Genomic DNA, 18,515 nt, shown 5'->3' with positions numbered 1-18,515 from the left:
TGTGCTGAATCAACTACGCGAAAAAGTGAACGCGGAATTCGCCCGTACCGGCAAACGTCGCCGCATCCAGCTGGTCGATGCCACCCTGCGCGACGCGCACCAGTGCCTGTGGGCCACCCGTATGCGCACCGAGCACATGCTGCCGATGGCCGAGCGTCTGGATGCCCTGGGTTTCTCCGCAATTGAAACCATTGCGTTGGTGCAATTCGACGCGAGCGTGCTGTTCCTCAACCAGAGTCCGCTGGAGCGGATACGTCTGTTGTCCGAGCGCATCCGCCGCACATCGCTACGCGCAGCGGTGCGTAGCAATATGTTACGTAGCTTCTACCCCGAGCCGGATGACCTTAGCGAGTTGTACGTTGAACGTCTGGTCGCCAACGGTGTGCGCGATATTGTCTTTCTTGAGTCACTGCATTGCTGGGACAATCTGGCGACATCGATCGCCACGGCCAAGCGCCTGGGTGCCACCACCGCGATCGCGCTGGTTTATAACCTGGCACCGGGCTACGACGCGGCGTTCTACGCTGCCAAAGCACGCGAGGCCATCCAGCGCTTCGATATCGATGCCTTTGCCTTCGGCGATGCCGGCGGCAGCATGACGGTGGAGCAGGTGCGCAGCATTGTGCCGGCCATCAGGGCCGTAATCGGCGATCGGCCGCTTGAAGTGCTCACCCATTGCCTGAATGCGACCGGCTCACTGGTGGCGCTGGAAGCAGCCGTGCACGGTGCCGACCGCCTGCTGTGCTCGATCGATCCGCTGGCCAATGGCAATGCCGGGCCGTCGGCGCAGATGCTGGCGCGCAATCTGCGCGAGATCGGCTTCGAGGTCGACTTCGATGACCGAGCGGCGGACGAGATCGGTGAGTACATCGCCGGGATTGCCGAAGAGAATGGCTTCCCCCTCGGTATCCCGGCAGAGTACGACCCGGCTCACTTCGTCACCCAATACGCTGGCGGCGCCATATCCAACCTGCAGTCGCAGCTACAGCTGGCGGGAATCGCCGACAAGCTGCCGGTCGTGCTCGAAGAGATCGCCCGCATCCGCGTCGAACTGGGTTCGCCCGTGATGGCGACCCCCTTCCCCGCCATGATTGCCGCGCAAGCGGTGATGAACGTGCTGTGCGGCGAGCGTTACAAGGTGGTGCCGGATGAGGTGAAGAAATACGTGTGTGGCTATTTCGGTGCCCTGCCACTGCCGATCGATCCCGAGATAAAAGATCGCGTGCTCGCCAATGGCTCCCGCGATATCGCCCTTGAACCACCGGTACTGGCGCCAAGAGTTCCTGAGCTGCGTCGTCGCTATCCCGGCCTCTCGGATGATGAGCTGCTGCTGCGCGCCATGTATGGCGACGAAAAGATCACCGGGCTCGTGCCCACCGTGGTCGACGACACCTTCAGTGTGCGTCGTCCGCTGCACGAACTGATCGCCGGTCTGGCCAAACTCCCGGAACAACGTCATGTGCACATCGCCATGGCCGGTTTCGAATTGCGTACTCACTGAGGCTGCCATGTCGACTCCTCTCTCTGCACGGCCATTGCCGCAACCCACCGCCGAAACGGCCGCCTATTGGGCGGCCGCGCAGGAACACCGACTGGTGATCCAGCGTTGCGGTAGCTGCGGCAACTGCCAGTTTTACCCGCGGGCGTTCTGCATCAGTTGCCTGTCCGACAGCCTCGAATGGATCAATGCCACCGGTCGTGGGTGCATCTACACCTACACGGTCTGCCGGATCGCGCCCTCGCCAGCCTTCGAGTCTCGGCTGCCTTATGTCGTTGCGTTGATCGACCTCGATGAAGGCGTACGCCTGGTCGCCAACATCCTGAATGCAGACCTTGAACGCATCGCCATCGGCGCCCGCGTCAACGTCTGTTTCGAGTCCGTCAGCGAATCCTGCACGCTGCCCCAGTTCACTCTTTTGGATTAGCCGTCACCATGGAAATGATTACCGACCACTTCGATGCCGGCGCCAATCGCCACCCGGACAATGTCTGTCTGCAAAGCACAGGCTTCAGCCTCACTTATGCCGAGGTCCAGGCCGACTCGCATGCCATTGGCCATGCCCTGTCGCAGCTGAACCTGAGTTCGGCCCACGTCGGCGTACTGGCGCCCAATCACCCGCTGAGCTTCGTCGCCATGCTGGGCGCCTTGCGCGCGGGAGCCACCTTCATTCCCCTGAATGCCCGTGATTCGATCGAAAGCCTGATCTGGTTCATGAGTTTCACCCGGCTTTCCGTATTGGTGCTGCACTCACAGTACGCCGAGCATGCCGAGCGCATCCGCGCTGGCGTGCCCACATTGACAACCCTGATCGGTCTCGACCAACCCATCGATGGGTTGAGCATCGCCGATTGGTGCCGCGAACACGTCGGCCAGCACTGCACAGTGCGTCGCTCGATCGACGATACCGCCCTGATCAAGTCCTCGGGCGGCACGACTGGGCGACCGAAGGCAATCATGCAAAGCCATCGTGCTTTGCTGGCCTGCTACCGCATCACCAACCAGTACATGCCGCCGGCGAAAAGTCCCGCTCACCTGGTCGTGGCACCCTTGACCCATGCGGCAGGTGCAACCGCCGTGGCGCTATCCACCTTTGGTACGCGCAATGTGATCGCGCCCTCCGCCGATCCCGGGGCCGTTCTCGAAACCATCGAACGGGAACGCATCACCCACCTGTTCCTGCCGCCGACCCTGATCTACCGATTGCTGTCGCATCCGGATGCCAAGACACGCGACTGCTCGTCACTCGAGTACGTCATTTACGGCGCCGCGCCTATGTCTGTGGACAAACTGCGTGAAGGCATCGCTTTATGGGGGCCGGTGTTCGTTCAGTTCTATGGCCAATCCGAAGTGCCAGGGGTGATCACGGTGCTGACCCGCGAAGATCATATGCATGACGGTAAGCACCTGGCTTCCGCCGGCCGCCCGACCGGTGCCTGCGAAGTGGTGCTGATGGATGAGGAAGGACAAATGGTCAAGCCCGGCGAACGCGGCGAGATTGTCGCCCGCGGTGAGCTGGTCGCCCCGGGTTACTACGACAACCCGCAGGCCAATGCCGAGGCAAGACGCTTCGGTTGGCACCACACCGGTGACATCGGCGTGTTCGACGAAGGCGGTTACCTGTACATCGTCGACCGCACCAAGGACATGATCATCTCCGGCGGTTTCAACATCTATCCGAGCGAGATCGAGCAGGTGATCTGGGCGCATCCAGCGGTCATGGATTGCGCCGTGGTCGGCATACCCGATCCCGACTGGGGCGAGAAAGTCGTCGCCGTCATCGAACTCAAGGCTGGCATCAGCGCGACTGCCGAGGAATTCATCGCGATCTGCCGCAAAAAACTCGGCAGCCTGAAGACACCCAAACACGTGCTGTTCTGGGAGAGCTTGCCGCGCAGCCCGGTCGGCAAGGTGTTGAAGAAAGACGTGCGAGCGCAGCTCATCGCGCAGGAGCCTCAACCATGACGATTGATTCTTCCCGCCTGGCCGGTCGTTATGCCATCGTCGGCGTGGGCGAGGCCGGTCTTGGCAAGGCGCAGCCAGGGGACACCGCGCTGTCGCTGCAATGCCGATCGGCCCGCGCAGCCTTGCTCGATGCAGGGCTCACACTCGCCGACATCGATGGCGTCTTTGCGCACTGGGACGACCGCGCCAATGCACTGCTGGTGAGCGAATACCTGGGCATCACGCCGCGCTATGTCGACAGCACGGTGGTAGGCGGCGGCTCGCCGCTCACTCACCTGATCCACGCCATGGCGGCGATCGATGCCGGTTTGTGCTCGGTGGCGTTGGTCACCTATGGCAGCACCCAGCGACTCGATCACAGCCGTAACCGCGGCGGTCTGTTCGTCGACCCGCGCTCTCCGTCCGGCCAATTTGTGTCGCCCTACGGCGTGCTCAGTCCGATCAGTTGGTACGCGATGCTTGCGCAGCAGTATTTGCATCGCTATCAGGCGAGTGACGAGGACCTCGGCGAAGTGGCGATCAATGCGCGGCGCTGGGCGCAATTAAATCCCCAGGCCACGCTGCGCAAACCACTGACGATGGAGGAGTATCTGGCTTCACCGCTTATATCCGACCCTCTGCGCAAGGCCGATATCTGCCTGGTCACTGACGGTGCCGGTGCGTTGATTCTCACCAAGGCCGAACACGCCCGCACGCTGGCAAAGCCGCCCGTTTTTATCCGCGGCTTCGCCGACACCTATCGGCAGCACGTGACGCCGGTCAGCTCGACCGACTGGCTCGATCATGGTGTGATCGCTGGCTGCACCGAGCGGGCGCTGCAAATGTCAGGTATAGCGCGCAACGAATTAAGCATGCTGCAGATATACGACGCCTTCACCATCAACGTATTGGTCGCGCTCGAGGCCATGGGATTCTGCGCGCCCGGCCAGGCCGGGTCTTTCCTGCGCAGCGGCATTGCCGCGCCCGGTGGCGCCTTACCGGTGAATACCTCGGGCGGTGGACTGGCCTTCAACCACTCCGGTCAATTCGGCATGCAGTTGATGATCGAATCGGTGCGCCAGCTACGGGGCGAATGCGGCGAGCGTCAGGTCGCCAATGCCAGCAGCTGCCTGGTCCAGGCCGCCGGGCTCGTAATGTCGGCGTTTATGTGCCTGGTGCTGGCCAAAGGCGCTGGTGATTGACCATGATGACGACAATCCCCGCTGCAACCATGCAGGCCTTTCGCATGTTCGACTGGCACGACGGCGGCCGCCTGTGCGAAGTGCCTGTGCCTGTTCCCGGTCCCGGTGAAGTTCGCCTGCGGGTCGGTGGCAATGGCCTTTGCCAGTCCGACCTGCATGCACTGGACGACCTGTGCTGCTCGCCGCCGCATCTGGACGTGCAACTGCCGATGACCCTCGGCCATGAGATCGCCGGATGGATCGACACACTCGGTCCGGGCGTCGACTGCTGGAAGGTCGGTCAGGCATGCGCCGTGAGTACCCCCGGCTGCGGTCATTGCCGTGCTTGCCGTGATGGCTGGAATAACTATTGTTCTGCCTCGCGGCGCATCTACGGCGGCGGGTTTGACGGCGGGCTCGCCGAATACGTCGTGGTTCACCAGGACTGCCTGGTGGATATCGGCAATCTCGAACCCTGGAAGGCTGCGCCACTGACCGATGCCGGGCTCAGTTCCTACCACGCGGTCAAACGCGTCGCGCCGCTACTGCAACCCGGCAGCAGCGTACTGGTCATCGGTGTCGGCGGACTGGGGCATATCGCTATCGCAGCACTTGGCGCAATTACGGCGACCCGCATCATCGCCATCGATACCCGCATTGAGGCCTTGGGGCTCGCCGCCGAGCAGGGAGCGGAACTGGTCATGGATGCAACGGGGTTGACGCCCGACGCACTCATCAAGCGTGCCGGCAGGGTCGATGCGGTTCTGGATTTTGTCGGCAGCGGCGACACCCTGCGTCTGGCTGCCGGCGTGATACGCCCGCTCGGACATATCGTGGTGGTTGGACGCGGGCATGGTGCGTTTGAGTTACGTAATGGCTCACTGCCGTATGGCACGATGATCAGCACCACCTTCGGTGGCAGCAAGTCCGAGTTGATCGAACTCGTCGCACTGGCATCGACCGGCCGCCTACCGATACACCTGACACGCCATCGGCTGGACGAAGTGCAGGAAGTCCTGAACAAACTGCGTCGCGGCGAAATCGTCGGACGTGCCGTCATAGTTCCCAATGAGACTTACTAATGACTCACGAACACACATCACCCGAACAAGAACTGCACGCCCGCCGCGAAAGCGTCCTGCAAATGGGCGGCGAAGCCAAACTTCAGGTACGCCGCGACGCTGGCGTGCTCAACGCACGTCAACGCCTGGAGGGCCTGTTGGACCCGCAGTCGTTCAGCGAGATCGGCATGTTGGCTCACTCAGCCCGCCCTGAGGATCGCGACAGCACACCCGCCGATGGCAAGATCACCGGCTTCGGCCGCATCGATTCGCGCCGGGTGGCTGTCGTGTCCAACGACATGACGGTGAAAGGCGCGTCCTCCTCGTGGATCAACGCGCGCAAGATCGCGTACATGAAGGAATGTGCCACCCGCAACGGCATGCCGCTGATCTTCCTCGGCGAATCGTCGGGCCAGCGTATGCAAGACGCGATGGGCGCAGCCAGCATGGCCGGCGCCGGTCAGGATGGCCAGCAATACTGCCGGCGCCGCGAGACCCCTTGGGTCAGTGCGGTACTCGGCCCTTGTTTCGGCTCAGCGAGTTGGTACTCGTGTGTGTCCGACTTCACGGTGATGCGCAAGGGTGCATTGCTCGCGGTCTCCAGCCCGAAGGTCACCTCGGTGGCGATCGGTGAGTCTTCAGATACCGAAGAACTCGGTGGCTGGCGCATGCACGCTGAAATCACCGGGCTGGCCGACATGGTCGTCAACACTGATCAGGAAGCGCTGAACGCCATTCGGCGTTTTCTCAGTTACCTGCCGTCTCATTCGAATGAGACACCCGCCGTGCTGCCCTGCGCGCCCGAGGACCGTCCGGACGCGTCGGGTCCTGAGACCATCGTCCCGGTCGAGCGCAGCAAGACCTACGACATGCGCAAGCTGCTCGCCACTCTGGTCGATCGCGACAGTCTGTTCCCACTCAAGGACCGCTTCGGCCGCTCGGTGGTGACCGCTTTCGCCCGTCTTGAAGGCGCCAGTATCGGCATCGTCGCTTCCAACCCGCAATTCAAAGGCGGGGCTCTGGACGCCGATGCCTGCCGCAAGGCCACCGGTTTCATCGCCATGTGCGACTCGTTCAACATCCCGCTGATATTTCTGGTCGATACGCCCGGCTTCCTCGTGGGCATCGAAGGCGAGAAACGCAGCGCGCCCGCCCACATCATGAACATGATTCACGCGGTACAACTGTGCTCGGTGCCGAAGCTCTCGGTGATCGTGCGCAAGAGTTTCGGCCAGGCCTATCTGAATTTCGGCGGTGGCCGCAACAGCGACCAATCGGCCGCCTGGTGCATGGCCGACGTCAGCTTCGTCGACCCCGGCGTAGCGGTCAGTGTCGTGCATGACGTGACACGCGAGTCCGATCCCGAGCGCTATGCCCAGCTACACGCTGAATTTTCAAAAGACACGTCGGCTTTTGCCCTGGCCGGTGCGATGGGTACCCACGAGGTGATTACACCGGGAGAAACCCGGCGCTTTCTTGTCGAGGCGCTGGCGGCTCAGCGCCGCGGATTCAATAACGGTATCGGGCGCCATGAAATGCGTGCGTGGCCGACCTACTTTTGACCTGCGGCCAGCGCAAGTGATCACTGACGTGTACATATCCGTTTCTGCGGTAACGGCGACTTAGGGTTCCGCCCTGACGGCGGGTCACTTGGAAGAGCCACAAGTAACCAAGGGCTTTTGCCCCTGTAGGAGCTGTCGAGCGAAGCGAGGCTGCGATCTTTTGATCTTGCCGTTGCCGTTGCTTCGGCTTCAGATCTGCCGCCCCTTTCCCCAACGCCGAACGCTGGCGTTGCGCAGGGAGTACCGCGGCAAGGATCCTGCGGTAGCCGCCCCCGGAGCAATGCTTTCGTGACGGCAGGCCATGATGTTTACGATACAGTGGTCGATGTAGAATCAACGGCCTTCGCCCTACACGAAGGCGCAAGACCGCCACCTCATCACCCCTCAACAAGAGCGCCCCATGGCAAACCACGACATCACCTTCGTACCCGATCCCGACGCAGAATCCATCTCCTCCGACGTCGCCGGTTTCGGCGGCCTGCTGGTCTCCACCCAGATCCCTACCCGTGCCGACGGCAGCCTGGAACTCGGCGGCATCGTCGAGCAAAGCGAGTGCACCCTGCAGGCACTCAAGATCGCCCTGGAGCGCGCCGGCAGTTCCATGGATCGGGTCTTGCACCTGACCATCTACCTCACCGACATGGCCGACCGCGCCGCCTTCAACGAGGTGTACCAGCGCTTCTTCGCCAAGCCCTGGCCGGTGCGCGCCGCCGTTGGCGTGGCCGCTCTCGCGGTGGAAGGCATGCGTGTGGAAGTCACCGCGATGGCAGCCAAGGGCTGAGCCCGCTAACGCTCGCAGTCAACCTCCACAGGCGTTCGCACCGATATCGCGCCACACCCATGCCGGGGAGCTTGAGCAACTGTTGGTACTGCAAGGCTCGTTCTTTGATCAGGATCGAACGTTGCAGTTCGGCGACTATTGTTGCCGTGCACCTGACGCGGCACACAGCGCGGGCTCGGCGCATGGGGCCATTCTGCTGGTGATTTATACCCGGCGTTGATTCGATATGGCTGCATGCAGCTTTGGCAAAAGCTGGCGCAACCGATCTGTATAGCTTTCTGCGTTACATGTAGACATCTGCTACACAGGCTGCTTATACTTTTGTAGGCACTTATAAGGGCCTCAGAAAAAAGGACCAAAACCATGACTACTCTATTGCCGGCGGAACCTGCTGCAACTGACAGATCCAAACCCGTTCCGATCAACATGCGGGTCGATTTCAGAAAACGAGACTTGATTGATGTGGCCGCAGCCATTTCGGGAAGCGACCGGACCAGCTTTATCCTGGATGCTGCTTGTAAAAAAGCTGAGGAAGTCATTTTGGATCAGCGCCTGTTCGTCCTTGCCAACCATGAGTTTGATGCATTCGAACAAGCCTTGGAGTCAAACCCGTTAAGGAGTAACGAATGTCTGCGCCAACTGCTGGAAAGGCCGCCTCGTTGGAGCTGACCGCACCGGAAAAACTGAAGGACGTGCACGATCTGAGCGCCTTCGATTGTGGTGATGAGTCGATCAACGAATACTTGGCAAAGAAGGCTTTCAAGGCTCAGGACTCCAGGTTTTCCACAGTGTTCGTCACCTGCCTGAAGGGCAGCAAAACCGTCGTTGGCTATTACACGTTGTCGAGCGGCATGATCATTCGCGCGAATGTGGTGCCCAAGAAGGCGCAACGCAATTCACCTGACCAACACCCGATCACGATTCTGGGGCGGATGGGGGTATGCAAGTCGGCTCAAGGCACCGGGCTGTCGATTGACCTGCTCAGAGATGCCATTATCCGTGCGATCGCAGCATCCAGCGAAGTCGGGTCAACCGCCCTGGTAGTCCATCCGCTGAATGAAAGGCTGGTGACGCTCTATGAAAAGGCCGGGTTCATCCGCAGCCCACAACTTTCCCCAATCACGATGATGCTTCCCCTCACCTGATTGACCAGCGACAGTAAACTGGCATCCCTGGCCTACGGCATTGCGCACGAGATGAAGCAGATGGTATTTGCCGATGACGTCAAACACTGGAAAGACGGTGGTGGACGTAAGCGGCACATTTGCCAAAATCAGCTAGAGTGAAAAGTCTGAATACGCTTTATGTGATCCAAATCAACCAGTAATCAGGGCCAGGCATTCCTTTTGAATTTTTTTTGACGCGACCACTCCTTTGTCTATGAGCAAATGGAGGGGGCCTCATGAATACCTGTCTTTACGTCATCGAGTACAAGCTTCACGGGGAGCCGAAGTCGTTCATCATTCGGGCAAAAATGATGCGCAACGCCGATGCATGTCATTGGGCAAGCTGTGATGCCGGAATAGCTCCCATACCTAAACCGGGCAGACCGCCGCTTAAAATCATCTCCAAGCCTCAAGCGGAGAAGTATGGAGTGACTGACGTTAAATGGCGCGAATCCGCAAAATTGGATTGGACAGAGGTTTCAACGTCATGACCCAAAACCCGCAGCAATTCGTGGTTACCGGTATCAATGATCAGCCCAGTGTGATGCTGAAGAAAATCGGCAACACTGCTATCCGCCCGCATCACCGGGCCAGTTGTCACTGTGGAGCCGTCATTCTGGAGATCCATTTGCCGGACGGTGTTCCCAATCCACACCGCTGCGACTGCTCGTTTTGTAAACGCAAAGGCTCAATCGTCGCAGCAGTAGCCTGGGCAGACCTGAAGGTGATCAGGGGCAAGACCGCGCTGTCGAGATATCAGTTTGGCAAGCATGTGGCCGAGCATTACTTCTGTAAAAACTGCGGCACCTATACACACCACCGCAGCAGCACCAATCCGGAAGAGTTCGGTTTCAACATCGGCTGCCTGGAGGGGGTCAATCCCTTCGATCTGGACGATGTCCCGGTCGCGGATGGCGGGGTCTGGAACATACTGTAAACCCGGTGAATGCGGCGTTTTGCGATGCTCTCAAGTAATACGGGAGGTCCGTTGCGGACCTCCCGTCACACGCCCGATCAGGAAGTCCCCAATCCTCGCGACAGGTCGGCTGCACTCGCTTCGCTCGTGGATGCCGGGCGCTGCTCCCCATCCGGTCTGACGTCCATATCCGGGTGATCCGTCGTCTTTGTCACCGTATCGCGCACCGCCTCAAAGCCCTCCCGAGCCTGCTGCTTGACCTTGTCGGCCAGTCCCGCGCTGGTCTTGCCCAGGTAACGTTGCTCCGTCGCCGTCGAAGGTAATGCCGCCCCCAACAGGGCGCCCAGCGCGATGCCCGCAGCGGCGACCATCAGCGGTTGTTCCTGCAACAAATGGCGCAATTGATGACTCATCACTTGGGTACTGCGCGCCAAACGGTCGCTGGCATCATGCATGGCATGGCTGATGTTTTCCGTGGCCGCCCCCAGATTATCGCCCAGGTTCGCCGCCTTGCCTTTGACCGACTGATAGCCTTCCTTGAAGGTATCAGCAGTCTGGTGCAGATGATCACGCGCGCTGTCGATACCGTCGGTAAAGCCATCGACCCACTCCCCTGCCTTGTCGACCGGGCCAGCTCGATAGCCCGGACGTGGCGTTGGTGGACGGTTCTGACTCATCATCATCCACAGCAGCCCAACGGAAGTCAGGACCACGGGCACCGGATTATTACGCACGCTGGTCCCCAGGTTGGTCAGGAATGTCGTGCCGTTGCTTTGCATCATGCTCAACGCCTGATCGAATACCTGACCCGGAGTGAACTTGCTTTCCAGGGCATCGACGATATTGCCGATGTTGGCCCGTTGCGCATCGATTTCACGTTCGATGGCTTCAGGACTTTTGTCTGCTTGGGTTTCAAATTCACGGTTCATGAGACTTTCCTCCGCAGCGCTTCCTGGTCTTTACTCAAGGCGTCCAACGTACGATCGGGCTTGAAGTGGGACGGCTCGAATTGTTTTTTGCCTGTCTGCAGCATGGCAAACCCGACGATCATCACCACCACTCCGACAATCAGGGCGGCCAGCCACGACGCCATGAACAGGCTCAGGCCGTAGACGGCCGACATCAACAAGATGATGAACCCCGCCAGCAGCACAATCGCACCACCCGCCACACCGGCAATGCCGGCCTTGAGCGTCGTAAGGCTGGCTTGCAACTCAGCCTTGGCCAACGCCAGCTCCTTGGTGAAGAGATCGGGCACTTCGCGGGACAACTGCCGCAACAATCCAATGACCGAAGCGTCCTGCTCAGGCACGGACAGCGGTCTTGAGTTCGGCAGATCCGGATCTTTTCTGTTCATCACAGCTCTCCTTTGAAGGATGTCGAACCAGGGGTCGACGTCGTGGCAAAGTCCGAAGGGTGGTCCTGCTCATTCGGCGAGGCCGGTGTGATACCGGTGGCCAGGCCTGCCCCGGAATCGGTGCGCGGGGTAACGGAGGTTTCATAAGGGCGTTGCGCACCATAAGTGTCCGATGCAGGCATCGAGTTGTCGCTGGCCGGTTTATCGGCACCGGTGAAGGTCGCCGCGGGGCTGCTGCCGGCTTTCAGGAAGCGCGACAAGCCGAAGCCCAGCGCGATGCTGCCGGCAATGAACAGGGCCGGATTGTTACGCGCCAGGTCGGCACTGTCGTGCAGCAACTGTTCGGCACTTTTACCGCGCAGACTCCCTGCCAGGCCGCTCATGGACTGCGCCATGTCCGAGAGGTAGTCGGACATGCCAAGCGTGTCCTTGCTTTCCAGTTCGGACACGAAAGACTTGGCGCCCTTGGCCAGTGCCTCGATCTGATCCGCCGCTGTATCACGGTACTGCCCGAACTGCGCATCGACCTGTTGCCTCGCGCCGCCGAGCACCTCTGTGACGTCCTCCTTTAAATGTTGAAAGTCTTGTTCGGGTCTCCCAATGTCGTCTTGATTGTCTGTCTGAGTCCCAGCTCTGGTGTCTGAAGTATTCATGACGTTCCTCGCCTTGCGCATAAAAAAAGCGTTATAGGGTTCGCCACGAAATACCCGCAGCCCCCCTCATTTCAAAGGACGAAGCAGAGTTGTCAGGAGTTCCAAAGGAATGACGAGCGATGCGTTGTGGAGTGAGAAATACGACATTCAGTCATCTCGATGGAACCCTGTTTCCACCCCGTCCTCTATCGCTCACCAGCAGAGGAGCACTTGAGCATGGACAACCTGAGCACCCTCCTCAAGGGAAACGCCGAGGCCCTGGCCGATGCCCACAGCGAACACTTTGCCGCGCTATTCGATCGTTTCGGCAAGGCCGGGGTGGTACTGATCGGTGAAGCCAGCCATGGCACCCATGAGTTCTATCAGGCGCGCGCGGCGATTTCCCGGCGCCTGGTGACCCATCACGGGTTTTCCATCGTTGCGGTGGAGGCCGACTGGCCGGACGCCGATCAGATCGACCGTTGCGTCAGAGGGCGGGACAAGGGCGGCTGGCATGAAGCGGCCTTCACACGCTTCCCCACCTGGATGTGGCGCAACACCGATGTTCAGAGGTTCACCCGTTGGTTGAGCGAGCACAATCAAACCCTGCCGCCTGACGCGCGCGTGGAGTTTCGCGGACTGGATGTGTACAGCCTGCGCAGTTCGATTCGCGAAGTGCTGGGCTACCTGGAAGACACCGACCCGTCCATGGCCCGTGAGGCCCGGCAACGCTATGCCTGTCTGACCCCGTGGCATAACGACCCGGCGCTCTACGGACACTTCACCGAGCGTGGCGGAATGGCCACTTGCGAGAGCGCCGTACTCGAACAACTGCAGCAGCTGTTGAACAAGCGTCTTGCGTCAATCGGACAAGATGGCGAAGCCTTGTTCAACGCCACGCAGAATGCCCGGGTCATTCACGCTGCCGAGCAGTACTACCGGGCGATGTATCGCGGCAGTACATCGTCCTGGAATCTGCGCGACAGGCACATGTTCGAAACCCTGCAAGTCGTGCGTTCGCGCCTGGGCCCCAACGCCAAGGCGATTGTCTGGGCGCATAACTCGCATGTCGGAGATGCGCGGGCGACGCAGATGGGTGACGGCGGCCAATTGACCCTTGGCCAGCTGTGTCGCGAAGCCTGGGGCGAAGACGTCGTGCTGATTGGCATGGGGACCGACCAAGGCACCGTGGCAGCCGCCAGTGACTGGGATGGCCCCCTGCAAATCAAGAAAGTCCGACCGGCCCTGGCCTATAGCTGGGAACGTGCATTTGTCGAGGCCGGCCCTTCACAGGCCCTGTATGACTGGCGCGATGACAACCGTCAGCAGTTGCGTTCGGCGCTGTCGACGCACTTGCTGGAACGGGCCATCGGCGTCATCTACCGGCCGGAAACCGAGCGTCAAAGCCACTACTTCGAAGCCAGCCTGGGTGATCAGTTCGACGCTTACTTATGGTTTGCCCATACCCGGGCGATCACGCCGTTGGCGATCGAACATTCGACCAGTCATGAACAGGACACCTTTCCCTTTGGCATCTGACCCCGCGCTTATCAGGACTGGATGCGAATCCAGGGCCAGGCAAAAAGCTAGAGCAAGATCAAAAGATCGCAGCCTCGCTTCGCGGGGCGGCTCCTACAGGGACATCAGGTATTCACCGAAGCCGCCGCAACATTTGTAATCCCTGCGCGCACTGGTAACGACCGGGTTTGTTGCCGTCCATATAATGCGGGCATTGATTCTTTCAAGTTCGGCAATCAGGTGAACGTCTTCGTGGGCCACCAGATGCTGGAAACCGCCAGCGTCTCGATACGCTGTGGCACTCAGGCCGAGATTGGCACCGTGGATGTGGCGATGGTTCTCGATGAACCGGTAGCGCTCCATATACCTGGAACGAACCCGCTCGCCATGTTCATCCCAACTGTCGACCTCGACCGTTCCGCACACCGCATCCACCATGAATTCAAGCTGGCGTGAGAGCCAATCGGGAGGAACAACAGTGTCGGCATCGGTAAAGGCGAGCCACTGCGCGCCAGCGCTGAGCAGTTCTTCCGCTCCGGTCGCCCTGGCTTTACCCACATTCTGGAAACAAACCATCAACGCAGTGACTTCCATGGCGCAGACCAACCTGTCTGTGTCATCTGAACAGTCATCCAGAACCACCAGTACAGTCACCTGGCGACCTCCGAGTCCCGGATGTTTCGCGGCAAGCAAGACGGATGAAAGACAGGTGGCAATATGTTTTTCTTCATTATGGGCGGGTATCACGACACCTATCATTGATCTTCCCTCGATTTCGCGAAGCCGATGGTCTTCAGCTATCGACCCTTCGCTCCAGCGGAAGGTTTAAAGAATATCTGGCCCCAGCGCGGCGCCTGGCCGCGGGGCAATGCGGATGCGCGCCAGGCGTCCCGAAACCTTCCTCCTCAAGGTCGACTGATCAACCATGGACTACGCTTAAAACACTGAGCTGTCCTTATCAGACAGGTGTAGAGCTCTACATCAGCTCTACATCAGCGCTTCAGTCCCCGACGAAACACCTTGAGTGACCCGCCAGTCCGCCACCCTCACGCTCGGGTCGATTCATTGCGCAGAGCCTGTGCGAAGCCGCAGCAATCGCCAGGGCTGACATTCAACAGGCTCCCGCCCACTGGATATTTTCGCGGCGTCAGGACGTCGCCTTTACAGGCACACTTCCATGACAACCTCATCTGACAAGTCGAAAAATACCCCCCGGACCAGGCCAACCCGCTCTCGACGCCCGGATTTCGGAGTGGTGGGCATCGGCGCGTCAGCCGGCGGGCTGCAAGCCATCAAACTGTTTTTCGAAAACATGCCTCAGGACAACGGACTGGCATTTGTCGTCATTCTTCATCTGTCCCCCGATCACGAAAGTGTCGCGGACAAGATCATCCAGGAATCGACCAGGATGCCGGTGCTGCAGGTGACCGAAACAGTGCCTATCGAGAAAAACCGGGTGTATGTCATTTCACCAGCGCAGCGGCTGACGATGAATGACGGTTATCTTGAAGTCAGCCCTGGCGACGGCCGCCATGCCTCTATCGATCTATTCTTCCGCGATCTCGCCCTGGCACACCGCGAGCGGGCCTTTTGCATCGTGCTGTCGGGCACCGGTTCCGATGGTGCTGTGGGATTATCGCGAATCAAGGAACAGGGGGGCGTCACCCTCGCCCAGGCACCGGAGGACGCCGAGTTCGATGGCATGCCGCGCGCGGCGATCGATACGCACATGGTGGACCTGGTGCTGCCGGTCGTGGAAATGCCACAGAAACTGCTGGAGCTGTGGCGCAACGCGAAGAAAATCACCCTGCCCAGCGCCAACGATGCGCAACTGCAAACCACTGCCTCGGTGGCTGAGCACGACGCGGTGGTGGCCGAACAGCTGTTGCAGGATATTCTGGTCCAGTTGCGCTCCAGCACCGGCCATGATTTCAAACACTACAAACGCCCCACCGTGTTGCGCAGGATCGAGCGCCGGATGCAGGTCACCACTCAACCCGATCTGGCCGGCTACTACCGCTACCTGCTGGATAACCCCGAAGAAATCAGCGCGCTGCTGGCTGACATGCTGATCGGCGTGACCAACTTCTTCCGCGACCGTGAAGCCTTCGAAGCCCTTGAACGGGATGTGGTGCCGCAACTGGTCAGCGCCGCCGTCTCGGCGCAACCCGAGAAAGAAGAGATCCGGGTCTGGTCCGCTGGCTGCGCCTCGGGCGAGGAAGCCTACAGCCTGGCGATACTGCTGAACGATCAGCTGCAACTGGACAGAAGCCCGGCCTCATTCCAGCTATTCGCCACCGACATCGACGAGCGCGCCATCAGCGTCGGCCGGGCCGGGCTGTACCCGCAGGCGATCATTACCGATGTGCCACCCACGCGGCTGCGGCACTACTTTGCGAAAGAAGGCAGGCAATACCGGATCCGCAAGGAAATCCGCGAAAAGGTGCTGTTTGCCAAGCACAATCTGTTATCCGACCCACCCTTCTCGCACATCGACCTGATCGTCTGTCGCAACCCCCCTCACCCTGCCACGCGGCGGCTACGTGCGCACCCGGATTTCCCAGCAGGCGCCGCAAAGTACCAGGTCGCGCAAATCGTCATTCGCCGACATTCACCAGCGTGCCCTCAAACAGTCGGCGCCGCCGAGCATCATCATTGATGCCAGTGCCGACATCCTGCACATGAGTGAGAGTGCCGGACGCTTTCTGCGCCACGGGGGTGGGGAGCTGTCACGTAACCTGTTGCCCCTTATCCTGGCGGAACTGCGCCTGGAGCTGCGCACCACGCTGTTCGAAGTTCAGCAGAGCGGCCTGGTGGTCCAATCCCGCGCGGTACCGATCAAGCGCGAAGACAAAAGCTTCCTCGTCAATCTGGTGGCCCATTCCTACAAGGACGAAGAATCAGACGACGAGTTCGTTCTGGTGATGTTCGAGGAGGTCGAAGTCGACCCTGCCCAAGCGTCGGCTGGCAATGCACTGCGCAGAGAAGATCAGGTGCTGTCCAGTCTTGAGCGCGACCTGCAAAGCACCAAGCTGCAATTGCAGGACACCATCGAACAATCGGAAGTCTCCAGCGAAGAGCTCAAGACGTCCAACGAGGAAATGCAATCGATCAACGAAGAACTGCGCTCGGCCACCGAAGAGCTGGAAACCAGCAAGGAAGAACTGCAGTCAATGAACGAAGAATTATTGACGGTCAACTTCGAGCTGAAAACCAAGGTCGAAGAGACCGACAAGATCAACGATTACCTGACCAACCTGATCGCCTCCACTGACATCGCCACGGTGTTTGTCGACCGCAGCATGCGCATCAAGTGGTTCACCCCGCGCGCCACCGACATCTTCAATATGTTGCCGGTGGATACCGGGCGCTCGTTGCTCGACATTACCCACCGCTTGCATTACGACAACCTGGCCGCTGATGCGGCGCAGGTGTTCGAGTCGCTGAACATGATCGAGCGTGAAGTCAGCAGCACTGACCACCGCTGGTACATCGCGCGCCTGTTGCCCTACCGCTCCAGCGAAGACCACATCGACGGCACCGTGCTGACCTTCATCGACATCAGCAAGCGTCGCGCCGCTGAAGAAGAGTTGCGCCAGGGCGAAGAACGCATGCGCCTGGTTGCCGAAAGTACCCGCGATTACGCGATCATCACCCTCGATGAGCTGGGCACCATCACCAGCTGGAACAAAGGCGCCGAGTTGATCTTCGGCTATAGCAAGGCCGAGGCCGAAGGGGCCTATTACGACTTCATTTTCTCCGCGCAAGACCGCGCCAACGGCCTGCCTGAAAGCGAACTGCAGGCAGCGCGTACCCACGGCCGCAGCCAGGATGAACGCTGGCACCTGCGCAAAGATGGCAGCCGCTTCTTTTGCAGCGGCGAGGTGACGCGGCTCAAGGGGGACAATCTCAAGGGTTATGTGAAAATTGCCCGGGACCTGACCGGCCACAAACGCTTGCACGAAGAGCAAAATCAGCAGTTGGCTGAAACAAAGATCAGCAGCCATCTCAAAGACGAGTTCTTCGCCGTCATGTCCCATGAACTCAAGCACCCGCTCAATCTGATCCAGCTCAACGCGGAACTGTTGCGACGCCTGCCCATTACCAAATCCTTGCCCCCCGCAGACCTGGTGAACAATGCGCTGAAATTCACCCCGGCGGGCGGCCAGATCCAGTTGATTGCCAGTCGTGATGGCGGCATGGCCAGGCTCGACGTCAGGGACAGTGGCGTAGGCTTGAGTGCAGAGAGCATCAGCGAAATGTTTGAACTGTTTGGCCAGGCTGCCAACCAGCATGCGACCCATCAACGGGATGGCCTGGGGATCGGTCTGTCATTGGTGAGGCAACTGGCTGAAGCCCATGGCGGCAGTGTGGAGGTTACCTCCGCAGGCCTGGGCCAGTGTTGTACCTTCACGGTCCTGCTGCCGCTGAGCCAATCTGCCGAAGACACCGCGCGACCCGCACCGACCGACGGACTGTCCGGACGTCTTGCCGGTGTCACGGTGCTGCTGGTGGACGATTCTGCGGAAGTTCTGGAAACCCTGAAAATGCTGCTGGAGATGGAGGATGCCCGAGTCATTGCCTTCTCTGAACCGGTGAAGGCGCTGAAAGCGGCACAGACAGGCCGATACGACCTGGTCATCTCCGATGTCGGCATGCCGGTCATGAGCGGCCATGAATTGATGCGCGCTTTGCGCGAGCTCCCACAGATTCAGCGGGTTCCGGCCATTGCATTGACCGGTTATGGCGCTGACAGCGATATCGAGGAGTCTCGCAAGTCGGGATTCGATCGTCATCTGAGCAAGCCGGTATCCTATGAAGCGCTGATCGAAACCATCGAGGAGCTGAGACGCGCACTGCTGAATGGATGATTGCAAGGGCATAAACAAAACACGCGCC

General features: G+C 59.9%; 16 protein-coding genes and 1 pseudogene. 13 read left to right on the top strand and 4 right to left on the bottom strand.

The window, feature by feature from the left end:
- Position 1: 1 nt before the first annotated feature.
- The 11 genes from ACA067_RS10895 (at position 2) to ACA067_RS10845 (ending at position 10,130) form a co-directional block, all read left to right on the top strand.
- Positions 2 to 1,501 carry a hypothetical protein gene (locus ACA067_RS10895; RefSeq protein WP_497461749.1) on the top strand — a complete coding sequence of 500 codons (1,500 nt, stop codon included), beginning with the start codon at positions 2 to 4 and terminating at the stop codon, positions 1,499 to 1,501.
- Between the two features lie 7 nt (positions 1,502 to 1,508).
- A complete protein-coding gene (locus ACA067_RS10890; protein WP_497461748.1) occupies positions 1,509 to 1,925 on the top strand; it encodes a Zn-ribbon domain-containing OB-fold protein in 417 nt (138 codons plus the stop codon).
- Positions 1,926 to 1,933: 8 nt separating this feature from the next.
- Entirely contained in the window at positions 1,934 to 3,463 is a 1,530-nt protein-coding gene (locus ACA067_RS10885; RefSeq protein ID WP_497461747.1) for a class I adenylate-forming enzyme family protein, read from the top strand.
- The gene (locus tag ACA067_RS10880; RefSeq protein ID WP_497461746.1) at positions 3,460 to 4,644 is read left to right on the top strand and encodes a thiolase C-terminal domain-containing protein; all 1,185 of its coding nucleotides are present in this window, start codon (positions 3,460 to 3,462) and stop codon (positions 4,642 to 4,644) included. Before ACA067_RS10885 ends, ACA067_RS10880 begins: the two co-directional genes overlap by 4 nt.
- A gap of 2 nt (positions 4,645 to 4,646) precedes the next feature.
- Positions 4,647 to 5,705, top strand: coding sequence for an alcohol dehydrogenase catalytic domain-containing protein (locus tag ACA067_RS10875; protein WP_497461745.1), 1,059 nt, complete (start codon positions 4,647 to 4,649; stop codon positions 5,703 to 5,705).
- Positions 5,705 to 7,246, top strand: coding sequence for an acyl-CoA carboxylase subunit beta (locus tag ACA067_RS10870; protein WP_497461744.1), 1,542 nt, complete (start codon positions 5,705 to 5,707; stop codon positions 7,244 to 7,246). Before ACA067_RS10875 ends, ACA067_RS10870 begins: the two co-directional genes overlap by 1 nt.
- Positions 7,247 to 7,646: 400 nt before the next feature.
- The gene (locus ACA067_RS10865; RefSeq protein WP_497461743.1) at positions 7,647 to 8,027 is read left to right on the top strand and encodes a RidA family protein; all 381 of its coding nucleotides are present in this window, start codon (positions 7,647 to 7,649) and stop codon (positions 8,025 to 8,027) included.
- Between the two features lie 363 nt (positions 8,028 to 8,390).
- On the top strand, positions 8,391 to 8,696 hold the full coding sequence (locus tag ACA067_RS10860; protein ID WP_497461742.1) for a type II toxin-antitoxin system TacA family antitoxin: 306 nt from the start codon (positions 8,391 to 8,393) through the stop codon (positions 8,694 to 8,696).
- On the top strand, positions 8,654 to 9,172 hold the full coding sequence (locus ACA067_RS10855; RefSeq protein WP_497461741.1) for a GNAT family N-acetyltransferase: 519 nt from the start codon (positions 8,654 to 8,656) through the stop codon (positions 9,170 to 9,172). The genes ACA067_RS10860 and ACA067_RS10855 overlap by 43 nt, the downstream gene beginning before the upstream one ends.
- Positions 9,173 to 9,429: 257 nt before the next feature.
- Complete coding sequence (locus ACA067_RS10850) at positions 9,430 to 9,684, top strand: DUF6555 family protein (protein WP_497461740.1); 255 nt, start codon at positions 9,430 to 9,432, stop codon at positions 9,682 to 9,684.
- On the top strand, positions 9,681 to 10,130 hold the full coding sequence (locus ACA067_RS10845; protein ID WP_497461739.1) for a GFA family protein: 450 nt from the start codon (positions 9,681 to 9,683) through the stop codon (positions 10,128 to 10,130). Before ACA067_RS10850 ends, ACA067_RS10845 begins: the two co-directional genes overlap by 4 nt.
- A gap of 77 nt (positions 10,131 to 10,207) precedes the next feature.
- On the opposite strand, the gene ACA067_RS10840 is transcribed toward ACA067_RS10845, so the two are convergent.
- Genes ACA067_RS10840 through ACA067_RS10830 form a run of 3 tightly spaced genes read right to left on the bottom strand, consistent with a single transcriptional unit; the run spans position 10,208 to position 12,119 of the window.
- On the bottom strand, positions 10,208 to 11,038 hold the full coding sequence (locus ACA067_RS10840; protein WP_497461738.1) for a DUF3618 domain-containing protein: 831 nt from the start codon (positions 11,036 to 11,038) through the stop codon (positions 10,208 to 10,210).
- Complete coding sequence (locus tag ACA067_RS10835) at positions 11,035 to 11,466, bottom strand: phage holin family protein (RefSeq protein WP_497461737.1); 432 nt, start codon at positions 11,464 to 11,466, stop codon at positions 11,035 to 11,037. Before ACA067_RS10835 ends, ACA067_RS10840 begins: the two co-directional genes overlap by 4 nt.
- Positions 11,466 to 12,119 (bottom strand): hypothetical protein, encoded by a 654-nt coding sequence (locus tag ACA067_RS10830; RefSeq protein WP_497461736.1) that lies wholly within the window; start codon positions 12,117 to 12,119, stop codon positions 11,466 to 11,468. The genes ACA067_RS10835 and ACA067_RS10830 overlap by 1 nt, the downstream gene beginning before the upstream one ends.
- A 216-nt stretch (positions 12,120 to 12,335) precedes the next feature.
- Here ACA067_RS10830 and ACA067_RS10825 point away from each other — a divergent pair, with 216 nt between their 5' ends.
- On the top strand, positions 12,336 to 13,637 hold the full coding sequence (locus ACA067_RS10825) for an erythromycin esterase family protein (protein WP_497461735.1): 1,302 nt from the start codon (positions 12,336 to 12,338) through the stop codon (positions 13,635 to 13,637).
- Positions 13,638 to 13,730: 93 nt separating this feature from the next.
- Here ACA067_RS10825 and ACA067_RS10820 read toward each other — a convergent pair whose 3' ends face one another.
- Positions 13,731 to 14,375, bottom strand: coding sequence for a glycosyltransferase family 2 protein (locus tag ACA067_RS10820; RefSeq protein ID WP_497461734.1), 645 nt, complete (start codon positions 14,373 to 14,375; stop codon positions 13,731 to 13,733).
- Between the two features lie 418 nt (positions 14,376 to 14,793).
- Here ACA067_RS10820 and ACA067_RS10815 point away from each other — a divergent pair.
- Positions 14,794 to 18,487 (top strand): annotated as a pseudogene (locus ACA067_RS10815) (chemotaxis protein CheB).
- Positions 18,488 to 18,515: the final 28 nt, after the last annotated feature.

The organism is Pseudomonas sp. LBUM1674, from assembly GCF_059695635.1.
Note: the sequence above shows the minus strand (reverse complement) of the source record. Positions and strands in the feature narration are given on the sequence as shown.